The sequence below is a fragment of the Lacinutrix sp. WUR7 genome (assembly GCF_016864015.1).
Taxonomy (GTDB): Bacteria; Bacteroidota; Bacteroidia; order Flavobacteriales; family Flavobacteriaceae; genus Oceanihabitans.
Window position 1 is genome coordinate 3,148,994 of record NZ_CP045067.1, and the last position, 24,693, is coordinate 3,173,686.

General features: G+C 32.0%; 24 protein-coding genes and 1 pseudogene. 13 read left to right on the plus strand and 12 right to left on the minus strand.

Translation table 11 applies throughout. From position 1 onward, the window contains the following. The first annotated feature begins 36 nt into the window (after window positions 1–36). On the plus strand, window positions 37–1,377 hold the full coding sequence (locus FG167_RS13880; protein ID WP_203458832.1) for a DEAD/DEAH box helicase: 1,341 nt from the start codon (window positions 37–39) through the stop codon (window positions 1,375–1,377). A gap of 3 nt (window positions 1,378–1,380) precedes the next feature. Continuing rightward, the gene (locus FG167_RS13885) at window positions 1,381–2,691 is read left to right on the plus strand and encodes a DEAD/DEAH box helicase (RefSeq protein ID WP_203458833.1); all 1,311 of its coding nucleotides are present in this window, start codon (window positions 1,381–1,383) and stop codon (window positions 2,689–2,691) included. A 1-nt stretch (window position 2,692) separates the two neighbouring features. On the opposite strand, the gene FG167_RS13890 is transcribed toward FG167_RS13885, so the two are convergent. Next, window positions 2,693–3,430: an NUDIX domain-containing protein gene (locus FG167_RS13890; RefSeq protein WP_203458834.1), complete on the minus strand. Its 738-nt coding sequence runs from the start codon at window positions 3,428–3,430 to the stop codon at window positions 2,693–2,695. 263 nt (window positions 3,431–3,693) lie between these two features. Between FG167_RS13890 and FG167_RS13895 the strand changes: the two genes are divergently transcribed. From FG167_RS13895 to FG167_RS13920, 6 genes are read left to right on the plus strand one after another with little or no spacing between them, the layout of a single operon-like run. Next, a complete protein-coding gene (locus FG167_RS13895; RefSeq protein ID WP_203458835.1) occupies window positions 3,694–4,560 on the plus strand; it encodes a hypothetical protein in 867 nt (288 codons plus the stop codon). A gap of 32 nt (window positions 4,561–4,592) precedes the next feature. After that, window positions 4,593–5,657: a substrate-binding domain-containing protein gene (locus FG167_RS13900; RefSeq protein ID WP_203458836.1), complete on the plus strand. Its 1,065-nt coding sequence runs from the start codon at window positions 4,593–4,595 to the stop codon at window positions 5,655–5,657. Between the two features lie 18 nt (window positions 5,658–5,675). Then, window positions 5,676–7,199, plus strand: a complete 1,524-nt coding sequence (locus FG167_RS13905; RefSeq protein ID WP_203458837.1) for a sugar ABC transporter ATP-binding protein — start codon at window positions 5,676–5,678, stop codon at window positions 7,197–7,199. A 17-nt stretch (window positions 7,200–7,216) separates the two neighbouring features. Then, the gene (locus FG167_RS13910; protein ID WP_203458838.1) at window positions 7,217–8,185 is read left to right on the plus strand and encodes an ABC transporter permease; all 969 of its coding nucleotides are present in this window, start codon (window positions 7,217–7,219) and stop codon (window positions 8,183–8,185) included. Window positions 8,186–8,193: 8 nt separating this feature from the next. Beyond that, on the plus strand, window positions 8,194–9,690 hold the full coding sequence (locus FG167_RS13915; protein WP_203458839.1) for a mannitol dehydrogenase family protein: 1,497 nt from the start codon (window positions 8,194–8,196) through the stop codon (window positions 9,688–9,690). Continuing rightward, window positions 9,691–10,593 carry a carbohydrate kinase gene (locus tag FG167_RS13920; protein ID WP_203458840.1) on the plus strand — a complete coding sequence of 301 codons (903 nt, stop codon included), beginning with the start codon at window positions 9,691–9,693 and terminating at the stop codon, window positions 10,591–10,593. Between the two features lie 112 nt (window positions 10,594–10,705). Here the strand turns inward: FG167_RS13920 and FG167_RS13925 are convergent, their stop codons facing one another. The 7 genes from FG167_RS13925 to FG167_RS13955 all read right to left on the minus strand — a co-directional run bounded on the left by FG167_RS13925 (window position 10,706) and on the right by FG167_RS13955 (window position 16,490). Then, the gene (locus FG167_RS13925; protein ID WP_203458841.1) at window positions 10,706–11,383 is read right to left on the minus strand and encodes a type 1 glutamine amidotransferase domain-containing protein; all 678 of its coding nucleotides are present in this window, start codon (window positions 11,381–11,383) and stop codon (window positions 10,706–10,708) included. A gap of 136 nt (window positions 11,384–11,519) precedes the next feature. After that, window positions 11,520–12,680: an iron-containing alcohol dehydrogenase gene (locus FG167_RS13930; RefSeq protein WP_203458842.1), complete on the minus strand. Its 1,161-nt coding sequence runs from the start codon at window positions 12,678–12,680 to the stop codon at window positions 11,520–11,522. A 26-nt stretch (window positions 12,681–12,706) separates the two neighbouring features. Beyond that, window positions 12,707–13,705, minus strand: coding sequence for an NADP-dependent oxidoreductase (locus FG167_RS13935; protein WP_203458843.1), 999 nt, complete (start codon window positions 13,703–13,705; stop codon window positions 12,707–12,709). 10 nt (window positions 13,706–13,715) lie between these two features. Next, window positions 13,716–14,348 carry an NAD(P)H-dependent oxidoreductase gene (locus FG167_RS13940; protein WP_203458844.1) on the minus strand — a complete coding sequence of 211 codons (633 nt, stop codon included), beginning with the start codon at window positions 14,346–14,348 and terminating at the stop codon, window positions 13,716–13,718. A 16-nt stretch (window positions 14,349–14,364) separates the two neighbouring features. Then, window positions 14,365–15,030 carry an NAD(P)H-binding protein gene (locus FG167_RS13945; protein WP_203458845.1) on the minus strand — a complete coding sequence of 222 codons (666 nt, stop codon included), beginning with the start codon at window positions 15,028–15,030 and terminating at the stop codon, window positions 14,365–14,367. A 1-nt stretch (window position 15,031) separates the two neighbouring features. Then, window positions 15,032–15,616, minus strand: coding sequence for a TetR/AcrR family transcriptional regulator (locus FG167_RS13950; protein WP_203458846.1), 585 nt, complete (start codon window positions 15,614–15,616; stop codon window positions 15,032–15,034). 136 nt (window positions 15,617–15,752) lie between these two features. Further along, entirely contained in the window at window positions 15,753–16,490 is a 738-nt protein-coding gene (locus tag FG167_RS13955; protein WP_203458847.1) for a hypothetical protein, read from the minus strand. Window positions 16,491–16,742: 252 nt separating this feature from the next. Here FG167_RS13955 and FG167_RS13960 point away from each other — a divergent pair, with 252 nt between their 5' ends. Then, window positions 16,743–18,443, plus strand: a complete 1,701-nt coding sequence (locus tag FG167_RS13960) for a patatin-like phospholipase family protein (protein ID WP_203458848.1) — start codon at window positions 16,743–16,745, stop codon at window positions 18,441–18,443. A 63-nt stretch (window positions 18,444–18,506) separates the two neighbouring features. On the opposite strand, the gene FG167_RS13965 is transcribed toward FG167_RS13960, so the two are convergent. Then, window positions 18,507–19,409 carry an EamA family transporter gene (locus FG167_RS13965; protein WP_203458849.1) on the minus strand — a complete coding sequence of 301 codons (903 nt, stop codon included), beginning with the start codon at window positions 19,407–19,409 and terminating at the stop codon, window positions 18,507–18,509. A gap of 389 nt (window positions 19,410–19,798) precedes the next feature. Between FG167_RS13965 and FG167_RS13970 the strand changes: the two genes are divergently transcribed. The 3 genes from FG167_RS13970 to FG167_RS13980 all read left to right on the plus strand — a co-directional run bounded on the left by FG167_RS13970 (window position 19,799) and on the right by FG167_RS13980 (window position 22,044). Continuing rightward, window positions 19,799–19,990, plus strand: coding sequence for a cold-shock protein (locus tag FG167_RS13970; protein ID WP_055444845.1), 192 nt, complete (start codon window positions 19,799–19,801; stop codon window positions 19,988–19,990). A gap of 119 nt (window positions 19,991–20,109) precedes the next feature. Next, window positions 20,110–21,645, plus strand: coding sequence for an SDR family NAD(P)-dependent oxidoreductase (locus tag FG167_RS13975; RefSeq protein ID WP_203458850.1), 1,536 nt, complete (start codon window positions 20,110–20,112; stop codon window positions 21,643–21,645). Window positions 21,646–21,852: 207 nt separating this feature from the next. Beyond that, window positions 21,853–22,044 (plus strand): cold-shock protein, encoded by a 192-nt coding sequence (locus tag FG167_RS13980; RefSeq protein ID WP_028282170.1) that lies wholly within the window; start codon window positions 21,853–21,855, stop codon window positions 22,042–22,044. A 95-nt stretch (window positions 22,045–22,139) separates the two neighbouring features. Here the strand turns inward: FG167_RS13980 and FG167_RS13985 are convergent, their stop codons facing one another. After that, a complete protein-coding gene (locus FG167_RS13985) occupies window positions 22,140–23,108 on the minus strand; it encodes a sugar phosphate isomerase/epimerase (RefSeq protein WP_203458851.1) in 969 nt (322 codons plus the stop codon). A gap of 248 nt (window positions 23,109–23,356) precedes the next feature. On the opposite strand from FG167_RS13985, the gene FG167_RS13990 reads away from it, so the two are divergent. Further along, window positions 23,357–23,512: a hypothetical protein gene (locus FG167_RS13990; protein WP_203458852.1), complete on the plus strand. Its 156-nt coding sequence runs from the start codon at window positions 23,357–23,359 to the stop codon at window positions 23,510–23,512. 142 nt (window positions 23,513–23,654) lie between these two features. Here FG167_RS13990 and FG167_RS13995 read toward each other — a convergent pair. Together FG167_RS13995 and FG167_RS14000 are read right to left on the minus strand one after the other, a co-directional pair. Continuing rightward, window positions 23,655–23,924 (minus strand): annotated as a pseudogene (locus FG167_RS13995) (EamA family transporter); the annotation flags it as partial. 63 nt (window positions 23,925–23,987) lie between these two features. Further along, a complete protein-coding gene (locus tag FG167_RS14000; protein ID WP_203458853.1) occupies window positions 23,988–24,518 on the minus strand; it encodes a hypothetical protein in 531 nt (176 codons plus the stop codon). Window positions 24,519–24,693: the final 175 nt, after the last annotated feature.

Genomic DNA, 24,693 nt, shown 5'->3' on the forward strand with positions numbered 1-24,693 from the left:
AATAAAACTCCACTATCTTTGCACAAAATATAAATTATGTCACAATCGTTTTCTAGCTTAGGTATTAACAATACACTGCAAAGTAATTTAGCAGAATTAAACATTACGGAACCTACAGATATTCAACAAAAAGTAATTCCGGTAATATTAACGCAAAAAGAAGATGTTGTTGCAATTGCAAAAACAGGAACAGGGAAAACTGCTGCTTTCGGATTGCCTTTATTACAATTAATAGATGTTAATAAGAGTAATATTCAAGCAGTTATTTTAGCACCAACAAGAGAACTAGGGCAACAAATTTATAACAATTTAGAATCTTTTAATTCAGATGCTTTACAAGTTTCGATTGCAGGATTATTTGGAGGAATTCCAATAAAACCACAAATTGAAAAACTAAAAGAAAACACACATATAATAGTTGCAACGCCTGGTCGTTTAGCCGATTTAATAGAAAGAAACGCATTAAACGTTAAGGAAATTACTTATTTTGTTTTAGATGAAGCAGACGAAATGGTTTCTGCGCATAAAGAAGGTATTGATGCTATAATTAAATCCTTACCAAAAACCAGAAGAACCTTATTGTTTACGGCAACCATGCCTGGAACGATTAAGCAATTGGTGCAAAATAGCCTTTCTAAAAAAGTAGTTACTATTGAAGCAGATATGACAACGGTTGGTCATCAAGGAATTGATCATCAATACGTAGTTGTAGAACCTATTGAAAAACTAAATGTTTTAATGCATTTTCTAAATACTAACGAAGGAAAACGTGGTATCATTTTCTGTAAAACTAAAGCGGCAGTAAATAAATTAGCTAAAAATCTAGCAATTAATAAATTCTCATCAGGAGCCATCCATGGTAGTTTGTCACAAGGAATTCGAGATCGAATTATGGGACAGTTTAGAGAAGGACATATTAATATTTTAGTCGCTACAGATTTAGCTGCTCGTGGTATTGATGTGAAAGATTTAGCCTTTGTGGTAAATTATCATTTACCAGATACCTATGATGCGTATGTGCATAGAAGTGGAAGAACAGCTAGAGCAGGAGCTACCGGATTATCTCTAAGTGTAATTCAAGAAGATGAAGTTGCTGATATTCCAGAATTTGAAAACGAATTAGGGATTACTTTCTCACCATATATAAAAGCGGATGCTAAAAGTATTGAAGAGAATAACGGATTACTTTGGGCTAGAAAAATATTTAAAACGAAAGTAAATAGAGATATTCCTGAAGATTTTAAAGGAAAAATAAAAACCATTTTTCATCATTTAACCAAAGAAGAATTGGTAGATAAAATTTTATCCAATTACATAGCCGAAAACAATACTATTGTGGAAAAACCAGAGGTTACAAAGAAGAAAAAGAGAAAATAGAAAATGGGTAACTATATAAAAGCACAGCAAGATATTTTAGATAAATTAAAAATAGAAGCGCTAAATCCAATGCAGGAAGAAGCCTTATTATCTATTACAAGTACTGCAAATACGGTATTACTTTCTCCAACAGGAACAGGTAAAACGGTTGCCTTTTTGTTACCTACAATAGCAGATTTAAATAAGAATTGTAAAAATATACAGCTATTAATTTTAGTGCCTTCTCGGGAGTTGGCCATTCAAATTGAGCAGGTTATTCGTACCATGGGCTCTGGTTTTAAAGCCAATGCTGTTTATGGAGGAAGACCTTTTAGTAAAGACAAATTAGATTTAGCACATACGCCAGCAATACTAGTGGGTACTCCAGGACGTGTTGCAGATCATTTACGTCGGGAAACATTTTCTGTTGAAGATATTGAGACTCTAGTTTTAGATGAATTTGATAAATCTCTAGAAGTTGGATTTGAAAAAGAAATGAAAGAGATTATTAGTAGTCTTCCGGCTATTAAAAAACGAATTCTGACTTCTGCTACGCAAGACATGGAAATTCCGCGTTTTGTTGGTTTAAAAAACGAATTAGTAATTGATTATTTAGATACAAAAATTTCGAATCTAGAAATTAAGAAAGTAAAATCTCCAGACAAGAATAAGCTGCAAACTTTAGTAGACTTATTACACGATATAGGTAATAAACCAGGAATTATTTTCTGTAATTTTAAAAATACCATTCAATATGTTAGCGATTTTTTAAACGAAAATAATATTGCTCATGGCTGTTTTCAAGGAGGTATGGAACAGATAGATCGAGAACGCGCTTTATTGAAATTTAGAAACGGAACCCATCAAATTATAATAGCAACAGATTTGGCTGCTCGTGGATTAGATATTCCGGAATTGAACTATATTATTCATTATCAACTGCCTTTAAAAGCGGAAGAATTTACCCATAGAAATGGTAGAACAGCCCGTATGAATGCAGAGGGGACTGCTTATGTATTACATTGGGAAAAAGAAACGTTGCCTGATTTTATAGAAACGGATGATATTGTAGTGCCAAAAGGAAAAGTAACAGAACTAGCTACAAAATGGTGCACCTTATTTATTTCTGGTGGAAGAAAAGATAAAATCTCAAAAGGAGATATTGCTGGTTTACTGTTTAAACAATGTGATCTAGACAAATCGGAAATTGGTGTCATAGAACTAAAACAAGATTGTGCATTTGTTGCTGTTCCTAAAAGCAAGGCTTCCTTTATTGTGGATACCATTAATAATGTGCGTCTAAAGAAAAAGAAAGTCCGTGTAACTATGGTTTAAGCTATATGCTTATTAAATAGTTTTTCTGAAACATTTTATCATAAATATCTTTGCTAAACATATACAGTTGTGCAGGTTTTTTGGATACACCAACTTGTTTTTCGTCTAGTGCAATAATGTATTTTTTGTTTATTAATTTTCTTCTAAAATTTCTATTGTCTATTTCTATTCCAAGAATAGATTGATATACATCTTGTACCTCGTTTATGGTGAACTTATCTGGAAGTAATTTAAAAATGATTGGTTCCGACAAACATTTTATTTTTAAATCTTCATAGGCTTCTAATATGATATTTTCATGATCAAAACCTAATTCTGGTAAATCATTAACAGGAAACCATTTTGCTTGTTTTTTGCTGTTATTTAAATCCACATCTTCTGTTTTTAAAAGAAAGTAATAAGCTATAGTTGTCGTTCTTAAATGAAACGCTTCCTTTTCTATCCAAATAATATCTTTAGGATTCATCAATCGATCTGGATCACCAAATGCTTTAAATTGTTTTTTATATTGATTCGTTAAACCAGTTAATTCTTTTAATACTCTAGTAGCTGTTTCGTCTAAAGTTTCTTCTTTATATACATGATATCCTGTAAGAACATAATCGTCTACTAAAATCTCTTTTTTGTTTTCCGATTCTAAAAAACGTTTTATTAATAAAACATTTAAAGATTTGGTGTTTATGTCAAATCCAAAAACGACACAATCCACAGATATATTTAATATTTTTTCAGCTTCCATAAAATAAGTTTTGTATAAAAACGGGTTTTGTTTTGTATGGCACTAATATAGAAAAAATATAATTAAACGTCAATTATACATTACTATTGTTATGTGTCGTGATTACTAAAAGTTTGATTATGATGTTAATATAGCACACATAAATGGTAAAATATAATATTTTTTTACATGAAAATTAGGTTTTTCTTAATAATTTATAATACATTTGAAAAACAAACGTAAAAGTGACGTTTATAAAATAGCAACCATTTAAAACCAAAACCATGAAAAGACAATCAAAATTATTCTTGCAGAATTCTTTAAAGGCAGAAAACAAAAAACAGTCTAATACACTTTTAGTACTACTCAGTTTTTTAATGGTATTGTCATTTAACTTGGGTTTTGCACAAGAGGAAGAAATGGGAGACGATTATAAACCATTTAGTATTGGTGCCCATTTAAAAAACATGCATACTTGGCATGGATTTGTAGTGCATCAAGGTGTTGTGATTGCAACAAACATTGAATACAATTCTAGAAATGAGAAATTTACTTTTGGTTTTTGGGGAGGAGCAAGTTTTTCAGGAGCAGATATTGTTAGCAATACAGGAGAAAATGTAAGTGCTCTTTATAAAGAGTTTTCTATTTATACGAAATATCGTGTTTCCGATAAGTTCTTTATAGAAGCCGTTTCGCATAATAATTATACAGGAGTAGAAGAAAGAGGTGACAAGTTACATTATTGGAGATATGACAAAACGCAAGGTTATAATTTCGTGGATGTTAATTTCGGATATAATATAACACCAAATACACTACTATATCTAGCAACTATTGTTGGTGGTGGTTCTGGGGATTATGAAGTAGAAGCGGATGGTTCATTAACTGATTCTTGGACACATTATTTTGAAGTGAGTAGTAAAGTTTGGAAAAATAAAGATTCTAGCTTATCTCTTTTTGCTGGTGGTGCTTGGTCTTTTATTACCGACAAAACATTTTATACCGAAGAAGCAGGAAATATTATAAATGTAGGAGCAACTTTTAATAAGCAAATCTCAATAAAAAATTATAACTTACCTGTGGATGTGACTGTTATGTGGAATCCGGAAAAGGAAAAAACAGTTTTACAGTTAGATATTACTTTATTTTAAACACAACATTAATTATACTAATACAAACCATTATGAAAACTCAAAACTTACAAACCGTTTTAAAGAAGATGTATTTGCCAATACTGGTAATTGCATTGTTTTTTAATTTCTCTAGTTGTGTGGAACAAACAGATGCAACAAAAACAACAGTAAATAGCGGAGAGGATACAGGAGAAATTGTCCAAAGTGATATAGATCTTACAGGTAAAAAAATTGGTTATTGTTCACCTTCATTAAATGCACCATATTATCAAGCATTATTGCAAAGTATTCAATCTAGTACAGAAAAAAATGGAATGATATTTTACGCCGCAGACGGACAAGATGATATTAACAAACAAATAGCAGCTGTAGAAGATTTAATAACCAAAGGAATAGATGCTTTATTATTGAATCCTAAAGATCCTGATGCTTTAGTAGGTGTTACAAAACTAGCTAAAGCGGCAGGTATTCCAGTTTTTATTATTGATAGTTCTATCGATCCTTCTGCAGAATATGTAACAACTATTCAATCTAATAATCTTGCAAATGGCGAATTAGCTGGAGAATGGTTAGTCAAAAAAATGGGAAATAAAGTAATGAATATTGCACTATTAAGTGGTAATGCAGGAAATCCTGTAGGAAGAACTAGAAAACAAGGTTTATTGCAGGGAATTACCGAAGAGCAATTACGTACACAAGGTAAGATTGATTTAAATGTAAAAACACAAGCATATACAGAATGGTCTTATGCAGGAGGTTTAAAAGCGATGGAAGATATTTTAGTTGCACATCCAGACATTAACGTAGTCATTACAGAGTCGGACGTTTGTGTATTAGGAGCTATCAAAGCCATTGCACAGGCAGGAAAAACAGACGACATTTTAATTGTTGCTGGAGCAGATGGACAAAAAGAAGCTATTAAGTACATTATGGATACCGATTTTTACGGTTGTACCGCGATGAATAGTCCAGTACAAATTGGTAAAAATGCTGTAGAATATGCAATTCAATATATGAATGGTAAAAGAGATTTTAAGAAAACATCTTTTACCGCACCATTATTAATTACCAAAGAAAATGCTGCAAAGTACTATAATCCTAAAGCATTGTTTTAATCACTAATCCCAACGGATATGAAAAATTCAGAAAATGAATATCGTCTTGAAATGACTGGAATATCAAAAAGTTTTGGTGTTGTTTCGGTTCTTAAAGATGTGAATTTAAAAGTAAAACCAGGAGAAATTCATGCTTTGTTGGGTGAAAATGGTGCCGGAAAATCTACTTTGATTAAAATATTAAGTGGTGTGTACCAAAAAGATTCTGGAAAAGTAATTTTAAATGGGGAAGAAATAAATCCGAAGAATACCCATGATGGCCAGGTTTTAGGCATCAGTGTGGTCTATCAAGAATTATCTTTAGTAAACGATTTGTCCGTTGCCGAAAATATTTATCTGCATAAATTAGGTGCTAGTAAATTCTGGATGAATTGGAAAGAAATAACCAAAGACGCACAAGAATTAATAGATTCTTTAGGTTTTAAAATTGATGCTTCAGCCAAAGTAAGAGATTTAAGTATTGTTCAAAAACAAGTAGTAGAAATAGCAAAAGCATTATCGGAAGACACCAAAGTTTTAGTTTTAGATGAACCGACAACTGTTTTTGATCCTAACGATATTAAAAAACTGTTCAACAATCTTTTCAAATTAAAAGAAAAAGGAGTTTCTATTATTTATATCTCCCATCATTTAGATGAAATTTTTAAAATAGCCGATTCTATTACTGTTCTTAGAGATGGTGTAGATACGGGTACTATGGCTGTTAAAGATACCGATAAAGATGGCGTTATTCGATTAATGATTGGTCGTGAACTAAAAGATTTATATCCAGTAAGAGATATCAAAATTGGAGATGTTCCTGTATTTGAAGTGAAAAATTTAACAGCAAAAGACACGCTGGTTCATGATGTTTCCTTTACGGTACATCCAGGAGAGGTTCTTGGAATTGCAGGTTTAGGAGGTAGTGGAAGAACAGAAACTGCTAAACTTATTTTTGGAGCAGACAAAAAGCAATCAGGAACCTTAATCTTAAATGGAAAAGAAATAAAAACAAAAACACCGGTTTGTGCGGTTGGGCATCAAATAGGATTTGTTTCGGAAGACAGAAAAGAAGAAGGAGTATTTTTACCCTTATCGATTAGAAGAAATATAAGTGTTACTAGTTTTAAACCAATTTCGAGCAGACTTGGTTTTTTAAACGTGGATAAAGAATATGTAAATGTTTTAGACTTAATTGAAAAACTAAGTATTAAAGCACCAAGCTCCGAAGTAAATGTTAATAATCTGAGTGGTGGAAATCAGCAGAAAGTAGCTTTAGCAAAATGGCTAAGTATTGACAGTAAAGTTATTTTTATTGATGAACCAACGCGAGGCGTGGATGTAGGAGCAAAAATTGAAATTTACAATTTGATTAATGAAGTTGCCGCCAAAGGTGTTGGTGTTGTTGTAATATCTTCAGATATGCCAGAAATAATGGGAATCGCAGACCGTATTCTTGTGATGCATAAAGGGACCTTTTATGGCGAATTACAAAAGGAGCAATTTTCCGAAGAAAACATATTGCGTTACTCCATTGGAGAACCGTTAAAACAACTAAACTAATTTTAAAAACTCACGTTATGACTTCAACAATAAAACAACAACTAAGCAGTCCTGGTGGAATACTTAAGTTTTTAGTAAAATATAATACTATATTTATTTTTGTTTTGCTGCTTATCTTTTCCGCATTAATTTCGGATGTATTTTTCACTTCCGTGAACCTTTCCAACTTATTAAAACAAGTCTCAGGAATAGGGATTATTAGTATTGGTATGCTAATCGTAATTCTAACTGGTGGTATCGATTTATCTGTTGGTTCCATGGTGGCGCTACTTGCAGTAACCTTCGCTATTTTGGTAAATACGGTAATTTTACCGGTTGCCATTATATTAACTATTATTATTGGCTTTGGTTTAGGAAGCGTTTCAGGATATCTCGTTGCTTATCAGAAAATGGCACCTTTTGTAGCCACATTAGCTTTAATGACTATTGCTAGAGGTTTAGGTTTTATCTACTCTAAAGGCTCTCCAATAACATTTAAAACGCCAGGTGGAGAGTTCATGTCTAATTTTGCAAATAATAGCACGTTAGGTGTTCCTAACATTGCCATCGTGTTCTTCATCATTGTAATTATGGCAATGGTTATGTTACGTTATAACGTGTTTGGTAGATTAATAATCGCCATTGGTAGTAATGAAGAAGCTTCTCGTTTATCCGGAATTAAAGTAAATAAATACAAGTTTTTAGTCTACGCTATTTCTGGTGCTTTAGCTGCTACTGCCGCAATTATTGTTGCATCTAGAACAAACTTAGGTTCTCCAAACATGGGAATGGCTTGGGAACTAGATGCAATTGCTGCTGTAGTAATTGGTGGAGCAAGTTTAAATGGAGGTAGAGGTACAGCAATAAATACCTTAATGGGAGTACTAATTTTGGGATTAATAGGAAATATTCTAAACCTGTTAAATGTACCATCTTATCCGCAACAAGTAGTAAAAGGAGCTATTATCATATTTGCAGTATTGCTTCAAAGATTTGAAAGTAAATAAAAAAGGAGATGAAAAATTATAAATTAAACAATATGAATCTTTCTGCTATTTCGGAAAGAATTTCTACCCCAAAATACGATAGATCTAAAGTGACCACAGGTATTGTACATGTTGGTATTGGCGGATTTCATAGAGCGCATGAAGCTTTTTATACTGATGAATTATTGCACGACCCAACCGTTACAGATTGGGGAATTTGTGGCATCGCATTATTAGATTTCGACACTAAAATATATAACACATTAAAAGAACAAGATGGTTTATATACTCTAATTGTTAAAGAATTAGATGGTACACTAACAAAACGAGTTATTGGTTCTATTGTAGAGTGTTTGTATGCGCCGGAAAACCCAGTGAAGGTGATAGAAAAAATGGCGAGTTCCGAAGTTAAAATCATATCCTTAACTATTACGGAAGGTGGTTATAATTATGATGAAGCTACCAAACAATTCGATTTTACAAATCCGTTAATTAATCACGATTTAGAAAATCCACAAGCTCCAAAAACTATTTTTGGCTATTTAACACAAGCTTTAAAACTTAGAAAAGAACGCGGTTTAAAAGGTTGTACTATTCAATCTTGTGATAATATTCAAGGTAATGGTCATTTTGCTAAAAAAATGCTTTTAAGCTATGTGCAAGTTGCCGAACCGGAATTGGTAGCATGGATAGAAGCAAATGTATCTTTTCCAAATGCCATGGTAGACAGAATTACACCAGCTACATCGCCATTAGATATAGAAATATTAAAAGAAACTACAGGTATTGATGATGCTTGGCCAGTAGTTTGTGAGCCTTTTAAACAATGGGTTATTGAAGACGATTTTATTGCAGGAAGACCAGCTTGGGAAACTGTTGGAGCACAATTTGTGGAAGATGTTGTTCCTTATGAAAAAATGAAATTAAGTTTACTAAATGCTGGACATTCTGTATTAGGGATTCTTGGTGCATTATATGGGTATTCTACTATTGATGAAGCTGCTAGTAATGCCGATATTAGTTCATTTTTAAGGATTTATATGGGGAATGAAGTAACACCAACTTTAGGCGATCTCGAAGGCGTTAACTTAAAAAACTATAAGTTTTCATTAATACAAAGGTTTGGTAACACCTATATAAAAGATCAAATTGACAGAATCTGTTCGCAGAGTTCTGCTAAAATTCCAATATTTATTTTACCTACCATTAATACACAATTAGAGAGAAAAGGATCCATAGATCATGCTGCTTTTGTTATCGCTGCTTTTGCTATATATAGTGTTGGTGTCAATGAATTTGGAACGCAGCTTATTATTAAAGATGCTATGGAAACCGTTTTAAATGAAAAAGCCATTGCATCTAGAAAAAACTCGGAAGCTTTCTTAGAAATAGAATCGATTTTTGGTAAACTTAAAAACAATACCACTTTTGTAAAATCATATATAAATGCATACCAAAACATTATTCAAAATGGGATTGAGAAATCGGTAAAGGATATTAACAGTAATGTTTTAAATAAAATTTAAATGAAAAATATAGTTTGTTTTGGAGAAGTGCTATGGGATGTTTTTCCCACACATAAAAAAATTGGTGGTGCTCCTCTAAATGTTGCTTTACGTTTACAATCATTAGGAAACCAAGTTTATATAATTAGTAAAATTGGTGACGATGCCAATGGGAGAAAAATAGTTTTTCATGTAATAGAGAACCATTTAAATACAGAAAATCTACAAATAGATAATACGTTTAAAACAGGAGACGTACAGGTAACTCTTAATGATAAAGGTTCTGCTTCTTATGTCATAGAATTTCCAAGAGCTTGGGATTATATTGAATTGACAGAAGCTACAAAAACAGCAACAAAAAATGCAGATGCTTTTATTTTTGGAAGCTTAGTAACAAGAAATAGCACTTCAAAAAATACCTTATATGCGCTTTTAAAACTAGCGAAGTACAAAATATTCGATGTAAACTTAAGAGCTCCTTTTTATACTACAGAAGTCTTAAACCATTTAATGCTTCAAGCAGATTTTATTAAGTTTAATGATGATGAAATTATGGAGATTAGTAGAAATAACAACTTCAATTCAGAAATATTAGAAGAAAACATAAAATTTATAACAGAACATACAAATACAAAATCTATTTGTGTAACCAAAGGTAGTCAAGGCGCTATTTTGTATTATAATAATACGTTCTATTACAATAGTGGTTATGCTATTCAAGTTGTAGATACCGTTGGTGCTGGTGATTCCTTTTTGGCTACATTAATAAATAAATTACTAAATCAAGACAATCCACAAGAAGCTATAGATTTTGCTTGTGCAGTTGGTGCTTTAGTAGCAGGAAGTGAAGGTGCAAACCCTGTAATAAGCAAAGAAGACATCCTGAAATTTATAAATTCTAAAGATATTTTTTGTGACGAATAATTGATTAATAGCAATTCAATTATTTAAAGGCTTTTATCTAGTGGGTAAAAGCTTTTTTAATAAAAAAGGTTGTCCAATTAGGACAACCTTTTTATATAATAATTAGAAAATATTACTTTAAACTTTCTAATAATTTTTCAGCTACTAACTCAGAAGATGCTGGGTTTTGTCCAGTAATTAAGTTTCCATCTTGAATAGCATAAGCTTGCCAAGCGTCTGCGTTAGAGTAGAAGGCACCATTTTCAATTAGCATATCTTCCACTAAAATTGGCACAACTTCTGTTAAACCAACTTGCGTTTCTTCGGTATTAGAAAATCCAGTTACTTTTTTGCCTTTTACTAAACGTGTACCATCTTCGTTTTTCACATCTTTTAATGCAGCTGGCGCATGACATACAAAAGCAATAGGTTTTTTCTGCGTATTGAATTTTTCAATTAAAGCAATAGAAGTAGCATCGTTTGCTAAATCCCATAATGGTCCATGACCTCCTGGGTAAAATACAGCATCATAATCATCTGCGTTTATATCTTCTAATTTCTTGGTGTTTGCAATAAGCGCTTTAGCTTCCGCATCGTTATTAAAACGTTTTGTAGCTTCTGTTGCAGCATCTGGAGAATCGCTACTTGGGTCAATTGGTGCAGCTCCTCCTTTTGGTGTTGCCAAAGTAATAGTTGCTCCTTTATCTAATAATGTATAATATGGGCTTGCAAATTCTTCCACCCAAAATCCTGTTTTTTTTCCTGTATCTCCTAATTTATCATGAGATGTTAATACAAATAATACGTTCATATCTTTTATTTTTTTTAATTCGGTTTTTGCTTCTGAAATTATTTCAGAAAGTGTTGTGCTTTTTGTGTATTACAACTATAAGTTATAACGATAGTTAGCGTTACCGCTAGTGTTTTAACAATGTTTAGTTATAAATTTAGTATGCCATTTTCACAATCTTTTCAACTTTATCTGGAGATAAAGATTGGTGTTCTCCTAATCCCATCCAACCACGATCTATAAAGCGTTGTTTGATTTTCTCAGCAGTTCCTTCATAATCTTTAGTATAATCTGATAGCTTTGTATCGATACCTAATTCATGGAAAAAGTCTACTGTTTTTTCAATTGCAGCATAAGCTTTGTCGTCTGTACTACCTTTCGTAATATTCCAAACACGTTCCCCATATTGTGCTAATTTTTCTTTTTTATCTTCAAAATTAAACTTGTAATGACTAGGTGCAATTACAGCTAAGGTACGTGCATGGTCAATACCAAATAGAGCAGTTAACTCATGTCCGATAGCATGTACAGCCCAATCTCCGGGTACTCCTTTTTGAATTAATCCGTTTAGAGCCATCGTACAACTCCACATAAAGTTGGAGGCAGCTTGATAATCTGTAGGATCTTTTAATACCTTAGGAGCGACTTCAATAATGGTTTGTAAAATGCTTTCTGCAAAACGATCTTGTAATAATGCTCCTGTTGGATAAGTCAAATATTGTTCTAAAACGTGTGTAAAAGCATCGGTTAAACCATTTGCTAATTGACGTTGCGGAATAGAAGTAATGACTTCCGGATCTAAAATGGAAAACTGAGGGAATAAACCAGGTCCGCCCATTGCTAATTTTTCCTTTGTTTCTGATCTTGTAATAACAGCACCAGAATTCATTTCAGATCCTGTTGCTGGAATGGTTAAAACCACTCCAAAAGGCATACCTTTTTCGGTTCTAATATTTTTAGTTAAAATATCCCATGGTGTATCTCCATCGTATACTGCAGCTGCAGATAAAAATTTAGTACCATCAATAACAGAACCACCACCAACTGCCAATAAATATGTGATGTTTTTGTCTTTAATAACTTGTAACGCTTTAAGTAATGTTGCGTATTCTGGGTTTGCAGGAATACCGCCAAACTCTGTAACATCCACATCTGCTAAAGCAGTCTTCACTTGGTCGTAAATACCGTTTTTCTTAATACTTCCTCCACCATAAAGTAATAATACTTTGGCATCTTGAGGGATTTCTTCTTTTACTTTTTTTATGGTATCCTTTCCAAAAATAATTTTGGTTGGATTTTTAAATTCAAAATTGTTCATCTTCTTTTCTTTTTAATTATTTAAATCTAAATTTTAACAATCATTTTTCCTTTGTTCTTTCCTTCAAATAAATCGATAAAAGCATTTGGAATATTATCAAAACCTTCTACAATAGTTTCGGTATATTTTAATTTTCCTTCTGCTAACCAACCTGCTAAATGTTGCATGGCTTCAGGGAATTTATCCGCATAATTAGATACGATAAACCCTTGCATTAAAGCACTGTTTTTAACTAGGAATGGTTGTACACTTAGGCTTGTGGGTAATTCTGTTTCATTATAAACAGAAATTGCACCACAGATTATAATTCTTGCAAAACGGTTGATATTAAACAACACAGCATCAGAAATCGGTCCACCAACATTATCGAAATAAATATCTACACCATTTGGAGCGAGTTTTTTAAGGTCGGCATTAATATCTGTACTCGTATTGTAATTAATTCCTGCATCAAAGCCAAATTTATTTTTTAGCATATCAATTTTCTCATCGGTTCCCGCAATTCCTATAACATGAAGTCCTAAAATTTTGGCTATTTGTCCAACAACACTACCAACAGCCCCAGCAGCTCCAGAAACCACAATAGTTTCTCCCGCTACAGGTTTACCAATTTGCGTTAAACCTAAATAAGCAGTTAGTCCTGTCATTCCTAAAACACCTAAGTATGCACTTAATGGTGCTTTGGTAGCATCTATTTTATTTAAACCTTCTCCGTTAGATACTTGCTGTGTAGACCAGTTTAACATACCAGAGACATAATCACCTACTGTAAATTTTTCGTTTTTAGAAGCTACTACTTTTGCAACAACACCAGATTGTACTGGTTTATGTAACTCGAAAGGAGGAACGTAAGACTTTGCATCGCTCATTCTTCCTCTTAAATAGGGATCTACAGATACGTAAGCAGCTTCTAAAAGAATTTCTCCTTCAGAAATTGTAAGTTCCGTGTCTTCATTAACAAATTCAAAATTGGAAATTGTTGGTTTTCCTACTGGTCTATTATTTAATAAAATAGTCTTTCTCATTGCTTTTGTTTTATTCAATTACAGTTACTAATTCTTCCATAGGTTTTCTAACCTTAACTAAGTTTACTAACCAATCTGCATCTTCTTTTCTATAACCAATAGGTAGCATTACAGCACTACGTAAACCTTTTTCACGTAAGCCTAAAATTTCATCTACAGCAGCAGGATCAAAACCTTCTAATGGAGTTGCGTCAACCCCTTCAAAAGCAGCGGCAGTTAATGCTTCCGTAAAAGCAATGTATGCTTGTCTTGCAGCGTGGTTAAAGTTTTCTTCGGCGTCTTTTTGAGGATACATCCCTAATAACATCTGACGGTAGTTTTCCCAACCTTCATTTTCAAATCCGCGAATTTCATTTGTTAAATCAAACATATGGTTTATACGGGCTTCCGTATAAGTGTCCCAAGCTGCAAATACTAAAAGATGAGAACAGTCTGTAATTACAGATTGGTTCCAAGCAATTGGTTTAATTTTTTCTTTCACTTCTTGATTTTTAATTACAAAAATCTCGAAAGGTTGTAATCCGCTTGACGTTGGTGCTAAACGAGCAGCTTCTAAAATACGTTCTATTTTATCTTCAGCTACTTTTTTTCCATTCATTGCTTTTGCTGCGTATCTCCACTTTAATTTATCTAATAATTCCATACGTTCAATTGTGTTTTTATGTATTTTTTGTTATTCTTTTAATATCGTTTGAAGTAATAATAACTTCGGCATGACTTGTACTATTGGCTAAGTTTATCATTGCCTGAGCAATATCTTCAGGTTCTGTTATTTTGTATTGCTTCAGTTTTCCTATAAATAAAGGTTGAATCACTTTAAAAATGGCTAATCCAATTTTTTCAAGTGTTCTTCTTTCTTCACGTTTTCCTCCAATTAATGAAGGTCTAAAAATGAAGGTGTTTTTGATGTTTTGTTTTTGAACATCACGTTCCATTTCTCCTTTTGTTTTATTGTAAAACACTGGACTTTTTGCATTTGCTCCTAATGCGGAAACCACTAAAAAAGTTGGAATATTATTTTCTTTAGCAAGCTTTGCCGCAGCAACAGGAATACCATAATCTATTTGTTTATAAACTTCTTTATCTGGTGTTTTTGCTTTCGTTGTGCCAATACAACAGTAAACTTCGTCTGCTGTAAAATCGGATTTAAATTGCTCTAGTTTTAATAAATCACCAATAAATTGAGTGACTTCAGAGGGTAAACCTTCCATTTTAGAACGCGAAAACAACTTGATACTTTTATACGTATTGTCGGCTATTAATTTTTGAAGTAAAATATTTCCTGTTAATCCGGAAGCACCTAAAATAATTGCTGTTTTTTTCATATTATTGACATACTTTTATACTGCTCCAAGCAGATTGATAGGCTTCTTCTAAATGGGTTTTATCTAATTGAAATGCACCACGTTTTTGGATATTCATTAAAAATGATAACGGATTTATAGAATAGGCATATAATAAATAATCGGATAATGGTTTAATAATGCCTTCTTTTTTACCACGAGCCCAAAGATCGAGTAGTGGTTGTAGGTGTTTGATTCCTTCCTGTCTGCTTACTTCATCAATCATTGGTGTATTATCACATTGTGCTAAAAAAATAGCGTGTTCACATTCCTTTAATTTAAAATCTGCAATACGTTTCCAAATGTGTTCAAAACCAGCTTCAACAGATAGGTTGGTATTAAATTCCGCGAAAGCATAGTTTGTATATTCTGCTTTTACTTCTATATACGTTTGGTTAACTAAATCCTGCTTATTTTCAAAATACAAATAAATTGTAGCAGGAGAAACGTTAGCCATTTTGGCAATTTTACTCATTGGTGTAGCATGAAAACCATTGTTGTTAACCAACTCGATAGTTGCCTTAACCAATGCATTGCGTTTATCTATACTTTTCTGAAGTTTTGCCATTATGATTTAATTCTTATACAAAGATATATAAAAAATGAATGTTCATTCTTTTTTTAACAAAAATTTATAAATGGTTTATTCAAGTGGAATTAAATTGGAATAGTATATGGGGTATAGCGAGCAATAATGCTTTTGTTTAAATATATTTCTCTTTAACATCTTTTACATCTAAAACATTAGTTTCGGAAACAAATTTCATTAATAGATATATCGATAAGATATTACAAACAATAATTAACACGGTAAATGTTTTGTTATAAATAAAAAACTCATTGATAGGAGATAAACAGATTTGAAAAATATAAAAAATCCCAGAAGCTAATAGAACAACTACATTATTGTACATATTATTCACATAAATCATAGCAAATGTAAGTGCATAAATTAGTAAAAAGAAGATACACAAAAAGGTAAAAAAGAACATGTTACCAGGAATGAAATCTATTATAAGTTCTAGAACGGCAAAAATTAAATAACTAACTAATATAAATCCGGTTAAGAAGGGAAAAGTTAATAATGACTTTAATTTGGTTTTAGATAAATATCCTCTAAGAACAAGTGTAGTGCAAAATAAAAACAAAGATGTAGCTATAGTAATCCACATAAAATAATCTTCAAAATTATAAAGAGATAAAACATTGGAAACAAGTATTGCTAGTAAAGCAAAAATAAAAAGGGGTTTTGTTTCTTTTTTAGCAACACTAATATACTTTAAAATAATAGTAAAAATAACAACTGGTATTACATAGACTAAGTCCTTTTTATCCATGGCAATACTTACTACTAAAGAAGCCAAAAAAGACAAAGAAAATAAAACATCATAAACAGTAATTTTTTTAAAAAAACTACGTGTAATTGATTTCTTTTTAGACATTTAAGGGGAGGATTAATATTTAATATGGTATGAAGATAGAATTAAAATACGTCAAAAAAAAGAGAATTCTGAATTTAGAATCAATCTTTAATAAAAGGATTATTTTCTAAATAAAACTCCAGTCATTAAAAGAAAAAAAAGAATGTAAAAAAGTTTCCATTTACCAATATTATGAAATAATCAGGTACTTCTACTTATACCCAAAGCGTAATTAATAACTATCTTTAAGGTCAATTAATTGTTATTATTTTTATGCCTCAGAAAACAAAAATACAGCCAGAATTTATACCCTTTGAAAATATAGGTCTTTGCTTTAGTGGTGGTGGTTATCGAGCTACTTTTTTTGCTTTAGGAATATTATCTTATTTAGATCACGTAAGCTATAAAAGTAAATCGTTATTGCAATCAGTAAAAGCATTAAGCACAGTAAGTGGAGGTACACTAACGGGAGTTGCTTTTGCTAAGGCGGTTCAAGATCCCGATTATAATTTCAAAGATTTTTTTAAAAACTTCTATGCTACCTTTACTCCAGAAAATGATGTGCTTTTAAAAACAGCTATTAGTAAACTAGAAAACGATAGCGTTTGGAAAGCAAATCCCTATAAAAATAGATCGCTAATTAATGCATTTGCCTTGACCTATCAAGAAATACCAATCTTTGAAGGTTCTTTTCAACACTTTAAAGAGGATAAAATCAAACATTTAGAACAGGTTTGTTTTAATGCTACCGATTTTTCTTTCGGATTAACCTATCGTTTTCAAAACAAAGGATACTTTGGTAATAATCCGTTATACAAAAACAATCAAAAACAAATAAATGCTTTGCGTAATGAAGTAATGTTAGGAGATGTTATTGCATCTTCTTCTTGTTTTCCGGTAGGATTTGAACCTTTAGTATTTCCAGACGACTATTTCGACAACCATAACAGTCCGGCTTACAAAAACTTAAAAGGATTAGATAATTTTATAGACGGTGTTGGTATTATGGATGGAGGCATTGCAGATAACCAAGGAATTGGTAGTATGATGCTTATTAACGAAAGAATGGAGAGAACAAAAAAAGGCCTTGACCTAATTATCGTTAATGACGTAGGAAGCTATAAAATGAAACCTTGGCAACAAGATACTACCAAAATAGAAAAAAGTTCTACAGTAAAACGTGTAATCAATAAAATACTACAGTACTTTACTATAAAACCGCTGTATTGGATAACATTTATAGTGGGTTTACTTATTTTGATTTTAAATAATATGAGCGTTTTTGGTAGTCAAGATTATACAGGTTTGTACATTTTAGGAGGTGCCATTTTTGGAATTGGTTTATTATTAACTGCATTTGGCTTAGTGGCTTCCGTGATTAAATCTTCTGTGACATCTAGGTTAAAAACACTATTTAAAAAGAATGTTCCAGAACCATTGTTAGAGGATATAGTCACCTTTAAAAAATTAGATATTAGTTTAATTCAAGTGATGCTTTCCGATAGATTAACATCTGCAATGACAATGATAAATGATGTGTTTCTAAAACAAATGCGACGTATTAATTATGATTTGTTTTACTCTAAAAGTGAATTAAATAACAAGCGTATTACAGCTACTGTTTACAAATTAAATGGGAAAATTTCACCTTATAGTAATAGTTCAGGCTATAATAAGGATATAAAACCCATGCCAAGTAAAAGCTTAGAGAGTGTTTGTTTGACGGCTTCGGAAACACCTACAACATTATGGTGGGACAAAACAGATGTAGCCAAAAATAGAATGGAGACTTTAGTGGCTTGCGGACAATTCACCGTTTGCTATGAACTTATGGATTACATTTTAAAACTAAAAGCAGATCCGGAGAATACCATCACCGACTTTACCGAAATCGATAAATTATACGCCGCTTTGCAAACCGATTGGAAAGCATTTAACAAGCATCCCTTGTGGTTGGTGGAAGCGTTGAAATAAGTAGCATTAGTTATTTTAATATAGAAGTAATAACCGAATATAAATAGAAAAATATGTCGTGCGTTAATTAGAATATAAAATTAAAAACACACCAATCAGAATACCAAATAACGGAATCAATTTCTTGCGCTTGTTTTTCTCTTTAAATACCAAACCTCCAATCACTACAGCGATTATTAACTGACTTCTTTTTATAGCAGATAATAACATAATTAAAGCATCCAGATCCTGTAGCGCTTTAAAGTAAAAATAATCTGCAGCAACCAATAAAACACCAACAGCAATGATGGTCCAACGAAATGTAAATGCTTTTCGTTTTTCAGCAAAAGGAAACCAGGTCACCGATAAAATAAACAATAGAATGAGAACCGTATACCAGCAAAACCAGAATTGTAAGGTTTGCGGATTTAAGGCTAAATTCTGAATTAAAAACTTATCATATAAACCGCTAGAAGCACCTAAGAAAGTTGCAGCAATAATGGCAAAGATCCATTTATTCCTCTTAAAGTTTATGCCTTCTTTTTTTCCTATTTTAGAATATAGTATCACAGAAAAAATAATAAGAAAAAATCCAATCCATTGTAAAAAATTAGGTGTTTCCTTATAAATTAATATAGCACCTATAAAAGTAAAAAACGGACCAGCAGAGCGTATTGGAGTCACAATAGTAATTGGCAAATGCTTTAAAGCTTGATATGCTAATATCCACGAACAAGCCATAATCATCGATTTTATAAAAATAAAACCATGTATTTTCCAAGGAATACTTGTAATATGTAATCCTATTTCTTTGGTATATTCTGGAAAATAAATGGAGCCAATAAATAACGGAAGCAATAACAAAAAACCAGAACCAATAGTACCTAACAATACAGGAAATACTTCATTGCCTTGTACTGCATGCTTTTTACACAGATTGTGTAATCCTAAAAAAAGAGCCGCCAATAAACCTAAATACATCCACATGGCGCGAATATAGTTTTTTAATGGATTTTGTAATTATAATGTGATATGATTTTTATAAGCTTCATGAAAAAACACAAGAACTCCGATGTTTTAGCAGAAAGCAGATATTACTCTTAGTCTTGAAGAAGTAAACATATAAGTTATAAGCGCATGCTAAAAAGCGATGTGAAATACAGATTTGTTATTAATATGAAGTCTTTAAAAGAGCAATAGTCTACTGTTTATTAAATATAACGCTGTAAAACAATCGATTAAAACAATAAAAATAAAGATGCCAAGTGAAATTAATTTTCAATAAATTGAAAATTAGTTAATTAATTAGTTGCTTCTTACAATTATTGGCACCATCTTTGCCTAGTATTAAAATAATAATAATAAATTACATTACAATGAACAAAGGAACAGTAAAATTTTTCAACGACACTAAAGGTTTTGGATTCATCACTGAAGAAGGAGTTGATAAAGACCACTTCGTACACATTTCTGGATTAATCGATGAGATTAGAGAAGGTGACCAAGTAGAGTTTGACTTACAAGAAGGAAACAAAGGATTAAATGCAGTTAACGTAAAAGTTATCTAAGACATATATACTTAAAGTTTTACAAAGGCCTATCCATTTATTTGGATAGGCTTTTTTAGTTTGCATAGTTTAGGTTTCGAAAAGTGTCATTATCTTTGACGAAAAATTGAGGAATTGGTATGAGTGAAAATAAATCGAATGTAGACATAGCATCTTGTATTACAACATTAGAGACGCTATTAGAAAATACCAATTTGCTTTTCGAATTACCCGAAGAACAACGTATTGCACTTTATAAAGTCGCTGGCGAATTGTCTAGACCAAATCGGGATGAGTTTCAACGCAGACGTAAAGACGCTAAAAAAGCGGCAAAACGTAAAATGATTGCTAAAGATAAGCATGCTAGAAAAACTACAGGAATACGTTCTGCCAGAGAAGCTTCCTTGTTTGTCGCTCCAAAATTATTAGCAGCCGCTGCAATCCCAGACAAACCTTTAGAATTAGAATCTCCAAGAAACTGCTACGTTTGTAAAACCGTTTTCACACAATTACATCATTTTTATGATACTATGTGTACCGAATGTGGCGATCTAAACTACGCGAAACGCTTTCAAACTACAGATTTAAAAGATCAAGTTGCCGTAATTACTGGTTCTAGATTAAAAATAGGATATCATATTACATTAATGTTATTGCGTTCTGGTGCAACTGTAGTTGCTACCACGCGTTTTCCTGCAGATTCTGCCATCCGTTTTTCTAAGGAAGAAGATTATAAAGATTGGAGCGATCGTTTACATATTCACGGACTCGACTTAAGACATATTCCAAGTGTGGAGATTTTCTGTAATTATATAGAACAAAAATATAATCGCTTAGATATTTTAATTAATAATGCAGCACAAACGGTAAGAAGACCTTCTGGTTTTTATTTCCATTTAATGGAAAATGAAAAGCTTCCTATTAATAAACTTCCAGAATTAGCACAAACGCTTTTAAAAGATCACGAAAGTTGTTTAGAAGAATTAACAAGCTTAAGTGTTGGTCCTTCAAAAACCAATAAAAATAATGTATTGCCAGTAACTTGGCACGGACCAGAACCAGGAATTGGTTTACGAAATTCTGCAGAATTATCGCAAATCCCATACAGTTTTGATAACTCTTTACAAACGGCTGAAGTTTTTCCAGAAGGTAAATTAGATGCAGATTTACAACAAGTCGATTTAAGAAAAACCAACAGCTGGCGTTTAAAATTAGGTGAAATTGAAACTACAGAAATGGTAGAAGTACAGCTTGTTAATGCTGTTGCTCCCTTTGTTTTGTGTAATCGTTTGTCTAATGTAATGATGAAAGAGAACACCGGTAAGAAGCACATTATCAACGTTTCAGCAATGGAAGGGAAGTTTCATAGATTTAAGAAAGTCGACAGGCATCCACATACCAATATGGCAAAAGCAGCGCTAAATATGTTAACGCATACTTCGGCTTCTACCTTTGCTAAATCGGGTATTTATATGAATGCCGTAGATACCGGTTGGGTCACCGATGAAGATCCTGCAGCTTTATCTAAAAAGAAAGTGGAAGTACACGATTTTCAACCTCCTTTAGATATTGTGGATGGCGCAGCACGTGTTATGGATCCTTTAATAGATGGTATCAATACCGGAAAACATTGGTCTGGTAAATTCTTAAAAGACTACTTTCCTATTGATTGGTAGCATCATTTTGTGGTTTCGAACGTATAAAATAATTTGTTTTTGAAGCCATTTCCTGCTTTTCACTATATCTTTTTTCTGAAAAAGAAAAAAGGATGCCGTTGCAATCAGGGCTAAACATATTTGCAAAGTTTAAGGGCCAATTAATTTTTTGGCACCATCTTTGCATTCTATATAGTAATTATTAAAATTAAATATATTACAATTATTATGAGTAAAGGAACAGTAAAATTTTTCAACGACACCAAAGGATTCGGATTTATCACAGAAGAAGGAGTAGACAAAGATCATTTTGTACACATTTCAGGATTAATCGATGAGATTCGCGAAGGTGACGAAGTTGAATTCGATTTACAAGAAGGAAACAAAGGACTAAATGCAGTTAACGTAAAAGTTATCTAAGACATATATACTTAAAGTTTTACAAAAGCCCATCCATTTATTTGGATGGGCTTTTTTATGTTTATACAATTGCCATATCAGGAAACAGAATCTTTTTAAACCGCATTTTTCCAAGTTTCTTTTAAATACACCAGGTCTTTTTTAATTCTTTTAAATACTTCCTTTTCCGGAATCGTTATTTTGGAATGCCCTTTTTCAGCACCACCTAAATCATACTCGACATGTAGCGAAACAGGAACGTTAATTTTATATTTTTTGAGCAATGAAAAGTAACGATTAAAATCGACCATACCTTCACCAAGAGGAACATTTATTGGTTGCCATAATCCATTTATAATTCCCCATTTAAAATCTTTTATGACTATAGAATTAATAAAAGGTTTTATTCGTCGTAATCCTAATTCCCAGCTTTCTCCACCTTCTACAACCGCATGTCTAATATCATATTGTGATCCCATGAATTTACCTTCTGTTGCTTCCAAAATAGGAAGTAAATACCAAATAGGAGCGCCAACATGATTCCCAGAATGGTTTTGATAGCCACCAATAAGTCCTAATTTTTCATTTAATACTTCTAATGCTTTTGCTTGTTTTCCATAAAGAATTTGACTCTCTATAATCGATTTGTCTTCTGGGTATTTTAACCAATCGGTTCGGTAATGCGTAAATCCAAGGGTACTTGCCGTTTCCAATACTGTTTTATTTACCATGTTATTAGCATCCCACACATTCGTACTCATCAGCTTTGGGATCAGTCCGTGTTTTTTCATTTCTGCTACAGCTTTTGGCAAATCCATTTTTACATTTTCTGGTAATACATGTCCTTTTCGTCGTACTGTTAAATCTATACCATCAAAACCCATCGCTACAGCTGCCGCAGACATCTCATTATAATCTAGAAATTGTAAATGTTTAGAAAACAAATGCACATGTAAATCTCCTTCCAATTCTTGCTGAAATTTAGGTGTTGGATCTTGAAAAGATAGGAGTGGAATCGATGCAATTCCCATTGCGGAAAGTTTAGCAAATTCTCTTCTAGAATACTTGGACGTACAACGATTCATTTTGTAGTGATTTGTGAAGGAAGTAGTAAGATACTATTTTTTTGAAGGAATTTTAGAATACGGAAAAGGTATTGTGCTTTATTGAAAAGTTGCTCTTCTCCAGATACCAATAAACTTTTAGAGCTAACGTGTTGAATTTTATCTATATAACTAAAAATAGGTTTTCATCACTATGAATATCACTTTTAACGAAAGCTTTTGTAGTAATATTTTTATATATTTATTAAATAACTAAAACTTTTCTTACAATGAAATACAGAATATTCGCATTATTAATGATTTTTGCTTTTTCAACTTCTATGAGCGCCATTGAGATTAGAGGTAAGAGAAAAAAACCTTCACAAGGTTATTCACAACAAACCGTGGAAACGCCTAATGTATTGGATTTAGAAAATAAGATGTAACCAAAATATACTTCAATAAAAAAAGCAATGTTATCTAACGTTGCTTTTTTTTATACCATACTTTCAATAGCATAATACAATCTATTTTTTGCATTACACTACAAGCCCCTAAAAAGGTAGCAGTAATAATGGCGAAAATTCATTTGTTCCGTTTAAAATCAATGCCTTCTTTTTTACCAATTCTAGAATATAATATTACCGAGAATATAATGGTGAAAAAACCAAGCCATTGGTAGATATTAGGACTCTCTTTATAAATTAAAATAGAACCAATAAAAGTAAAAAATGGAGCAGCAGAACGTATTGGTGTAACAATAGTTAAAGGTAAATGTTTTAAAACCTGATATGCTAAAACCCATGAAGCAGCCATTATACCCGATTTTATAAAAATAAAGCCTAAATATCCTTTCCATAAAAAACCCTCAATAGTAGAAAACTATTAAGGGAGGAAAAACCATCGTTTTATAGGGATTATTTATAAGATATCATCCATAGGATTTATCTCAATTGCTTTGGTTTTATTTCCTTTTCTAAGCTGCATTTTATATAATACCTCGGTATCTTTATTATGTCTATAATTGTTATAACACCAGGTTTTTGCAACCATCCAACCTGCATATTTTTTGGCAACTATTACACTAATATTATATGGAATACGAACATTTTTAAATACACCTTCCGATTGCAAAAGTGTTCCATCTTTAGCATAAATAGCATCTACATGGTTGTTGCCTTCGGTAAAATGTACACTATAAGTCGTATTTACATTTGCAGCATACACAGCCGCATTCTTTATGTTGTAATTAAAAACTTGTAGTTGTAGCTTTTTGGTTTTTGCAGATAAATAGGAGGTACCTATTATCTTTTCAGAAACCGAATTAAAATCCTTTTTTACATGTGTGCTTTCTAAAGTATGGTCTGTGGTTTCTGTGTAGGCAATGTCAGATTGGGAATACGTTACTTGTGCGAATCCTAGGAATAGGAAGGTAATAAACATTGTTTTCATGATGTTGTGTTTTAAAATGATTGAACTATTCTGATTTTGCTATTACAATAGTTTAGAGAAACTCATTAATAAACCTTTCGGCTAATGTAAAGCATAATCAAGATAACCTGCTTATTTTTAGATAGACACGTAATGAACAAGCAATAGACAACTAATAGACAATATTATTATATGG

What these genes read in the sequence shown, in the direction of transcription:
- FG167_RS13880 (WP_203458832.1), top strand. Translation starts at nt 37, where the DNA reads ATGTCACAATCGTTTTCTAGCTTAGGTATTAACAATACACTGCAAAGT.
- FG167_RS13885 (WP_203458833.1), top strand. Translation starts at nt 1,381, where the DNA reads ATGGGTAACTATATAAAAGCACAGCAAGATATTTTAGATAAATTAAAA.
- FG167_RS13890 (WP_203458834.1), bottom strand. Translation starts at nt 3,430, where the DNA reads ATGGAAGCTGAAAAAATATTAAATATATCTGTGGATTGTGTCGTTTTT.
- FG167_RS13895 (WP_203458835.1), top strand. Translation starts at nt 3,694, where the DNA reads ATGAAAAGACAATCAAAATTATTCTTGCAGAATTCTTTAAAGGCAGAA.
- FG167_RS13900 (WP_203458836.1), top strand. Translation starts at nt 4,593, where the DNA reads ATGAAAACTCAAAACTTACAAACCGTTTTAAAGAAGATGTATTTGCCA.
- FG167_RS13905 (WP_203458837.1), top strand. Translation starts at nt 5,676, where the DNA reads ATGAAAAATTCAGAAAATGAATATCGTCTTGAAATGACTGGAATATCA.
- FG167_RS13910 (WP_203458838.1), top strand. Translation starts at nt 7,217, where the DNA reads ATGACTTCAACAATAAAACAACAACTAAGCAGTCCTGGTGGAATACTT.
- FG167_RS13915 (WP_203458839.1), top strand. Translation starts at nt 8,194, where the DNA reads ATGAAAAATTATAAATTAAACAATATGAATCTTTCTGCTATTTCGGAA.
- FG167_RS13920 (WP_203458840.1), top strand. Translation starts at nt 9,691, where the DNA reads ATGAAAAATATAGTTTGTTTTGGAGAAGTGCTATGGGATGTTTTTCCC.
- FG167_RS13925 (WP_203458841.1), bottom strand. Translation starts at nt 11,383, where the DNA reads ATGAACGTATTATTTGTATTAACATCTCATGATAAATTAGGAGATACA.
- FG167_RS13930 (WP_203458842.1), bottom strand. Translation starts at nt 12,680, where the DNA reads ATGAACAATTTTGAATTTAAAAATCCAACCAAAATTATTTTTGGAAAG.
- FG167_RS13935 (WP_203458843.1), bottom strand. Translation starts at nt 13,705, where the DNA reads ATGAGAAAGACTATTTTATTAAATAATAGACCAGTAGGAAAACCAACA.
- FG167_RS13940 (WP_203458844.1), bottom strand. Translation starts at nt 14,348, where the DNA reads ATGGAATTATTAGATAAATTAAAGTGGAGATACGCAGCAAAAGCAATG.
- FG167_RS13945 (WP_203458845.1), bottom strand. Translation starts at nt 15,030, where the DNA reads ATGAAAAAAACAGCAATTATTTTAGGTGCTTCCGGATTAACAGGAAAT.
- FG167_RS13950 (WP_203458846.1), bottom strand. Translation starts at nt 15,616, where the DNA reads ATGGCAAAACTTCAGAAAAGTATAGATAAACGCAATGCATTGGTTAAG.
- FG167_RS13955 (WP_203458847.1), bottom strand. Translation starts at nt 16,490, where the DNA reads ATGTCTAAAAAGAAATCAATTACACGTAGTTTTTTTAAAAAAATTACT.
- FG167_RS13960 (WP_203458848.1), top strand. Translation starts at nt 16,743, where the DNA reads ATGCCTCAGAAAACAAAAATACAGCCAGAATTTATACCCTTTGAAAAT.
- FG167_RS13965 (WP_203458849.1), bottom strand. Translation starts at nt 19,409, where the DNA reads ATGTGGATGTATTTAGGTTTATTGGCGGCTCTTTTTTTAGGATTACAC.
- FG167_RS13970 (WP_055444845.1), top strand. Translation starts at nt 19,799, where the DNA reads ATGAACAAAGGAACAGTAAAATTTTTCAACGACACTAAAGGTTTTGGA.
- FG167_RS13975 (WP_203458850.1), top strand. Translation starts at nt 20,110, where the DNA reads ATGAGTGAAAATAAATCGAATGTAGACATAGCATCTTGTATTACAACA.
- FG167_RS13980 (WP_028282170.1), top strand. Translation starts at nt 21,853, where the DNA reads ATGAGTAAAGGAACAGTAAAATTTTTCAACGACACCAAAGGATTCGGA.
- FG167_RS13985 (WP_203458851.1), bottom strand. Translation starts at nt 23,108, where the DNA reads ATGAATCGTTGTACGTCCAAGTATTCTAGAAGAGAATTTGCTAAACTT.
- FG167_RS13990 (WP_203458852.1), top strand. Translation starts at nt 23,357, where the DNA reads ATGAAATACAGAATATTCGCATTATTAATGATTTTTGCTTTTTCAACT.
- FG167_RS14000 (WP_203458853.1), bottom strand. Translation starts at nt 24,518, where the DNA reads ATGAAAACAATGTTTATTACCTTCCTATTCCTAGGATTCGCACAAGTA.